The organism is Rhodovulum sp., assembly GCF_011048875.1.
Taxonomy (GTDB): domain Bacteria; phylum Pseudomonadota; class Alphaproteobacteria; order Rhodobacterales; family Rhodobacteraceae; genus Rhodovulum; species Rhodovulum tesquicola.
Genome location: NZ_DSDD01000266.1, coordinates 1 through 1,897, shown reverse-complemented (window position 1 = coordinate 1,897; position 1,897 = coordinate 1). Strand labels below are relative to the sequence as shown.

At 71.5% G+C, this 1,897-nt stretch carries 2 protein-coding genes and 1 pseudogene; all 3 read right to left on the bottom strand.

Translation table 11 applies throughout. The features are described 5' to 3' along the window. Positions 1-843: MgtC/SapB family protein (locus tag ENN83_RS09340; RefSeq protein WP_287186207.1), on the bottom strand; the 843-nt coding region annotated here is incomplete at its 3' end. Between the two features lie 130 nt (positions 844-973). Further along, on the bottom strand, positions 974-1,453 hold the full coding sequence (locus ENN83_RS09335; protein WP_287186204.1) for an Hsp20 family protein: 480 nt from the start codon (positions 1,451-1,453) through the stop codon (positions 974-976). Between the two features lie 137 nt (positions 1,454-1,590). Then, positions 1,591-1,897, bottom strand: a pseudogene (locus tag ENN83_RS09330) (hypothetical protein); the annotation flags it as partial.

The window sequence follows — 1,897 nt, the reverse complement described above, 5'->3', positions numbered from 1 at the left end:
GGCAAAGCCCGCCGCCGCCATCGCCCCCAGCGGCACCAGCAGCGGCGCAAGCAGGTCGCGCGCAAAGATCGTGCCCACCACCAGCACCCGCAGGAAGGTCACCGATCCCGCCAGCACCACGCCGATCGCCATCACCGGCCCCAGCCGCGCATCGCTGCGCACCAGCCGCGACAGCGCCAGCGTGGTCGAGGTCGAGGAGGCCAGCCCCCCGAACAGCCCCGTGATCACCGCACCCAGCCCCGCCCCTGCCACCCGGATCGCCGCATAGCCAAGAAAGGACAGCCCGGCCACGATCACCACCGCCAGCCACAGCTCATGCGGGTTCAGCGTAGCCCCGGGGCCATATCCCCGGTTCGGCAACAGCGGCAGGATCACCACCGAGATGACGGCCAGTTGCACCAGCGCGGCCAGCTCGAACTGCCGGATCCGCGCGACCCAGCCATGCAGCACCCGCTTGAGCGACAACAGCGCCGTCGCCACCACCGCCACGGCCGCCGCCGCCGCCATGTCGCCCAGGAGCGCCGCCGCCCCCAGCGCAAAGGTCAGCAACAGCGCGACCTCGGTGGTCAGGCCCTGATCCTCGTTCTCTTCGATCTGCGCCCAGTAGGTCACCGCGACAAGCGCCGCCATGGCACCGAAGGCCAGCCCCGGGAAAACCGGCCCGACCAGCATCCCCAGCCAGCCGCAGACCCCGCCCAGCAGCCCGGTCAACCCGAAGGTGCGCAGCCCGGCCACCCGCTCGCCCTCGGGCTCGCCGCGGGCATGCCAGCCCCGTTCCAGCCCGAACAGAAGCCCGATGGCCAGCGCAAGACCCAGACGGCGGAAAAGCTCGAAATCCTCCATGTTGCCAATTAAAGCGCGTGCGCACCGGATTCGGCCAGCGTCCTGCGCGGGAACCGCCCTCCCCGAAACGGCAACGGCGCGCGGAAGGCCCCGCGCGCCGGTCTTGTCATCGGTCGGCGATGGCCGGACCTTAGCCGGCCGTCTGCGCCTCCTCGGCAGGCGCCTGCGCCGGGATCGCCCGGGCGCCGGCCACCGCGATCTCGATGCGGCGGGGCTTCAGCGCCTCGGGCACCTCGCGCACCAGGTCCACATGCAGCATCCCGTCCACATGGCTGGCCCCCGTCACCCGCACATGATCGGCCAGCGCAAAGCGCCGCTCGAAGGCCCGGGTCGCGATGCCGCGATGCAGGAAGCTGCGCCCGTCGGGTTCGGGCGCCTTGCGGCCCGCGATCACCAGCGCGTTTTCCTTGACCTCGACCGACAGATCGTCGGCGCCAAAGCCCGCCACCGCGATCGAGATGCGATAGCCATGCTCGCCGGTCTTCTCGATATTGTAGGGCGGATAGCCCGGCTGGCCCATTTCGCTGGCCAGCAGCCGGTCCATCATGTCGGCCACCCGGTCAAAGCCCACGGTGGCGCGGTAAAGCGGTCCGAAATCATAGTGTCGCATGTCTGTCATCCTCTTCCGAGCGATGCAAGGAATGCCCTCCCCTTCGTGGGGACGGGCCATCACGCGGGCCCTGTCGGCACCCGCAAACCGGGATCTGGGAAGCCCGGGACGGGCTGTCAAGACCCCCCGGGCCGCGCTCAGGGCCGGACGAAGCGCGCCCCGATCTCGCCGCGCGCGCCACCGCTCCCGGCCACGGGCAGGCGGCGTGCATCGACCGCCTCCCGAGGGAAGACGCCCCGTCCCGCGCGCAGCGCCGCGGCCAGCGCGTCCAGCGCCGCGCCCGCTTCGGGGCCATAGGCGATGCTGCGCCCATCCTCGCGGAGGCCGCCCGACACGATGGACACGATCCGCGCCCGGCCCGACGAGGTCTCGAAGACCGGCGCCCCGGACGAGCCGAACCACACATCGCAGGAAAACGCATAGACCCCCACCCCGCGGTCGAGC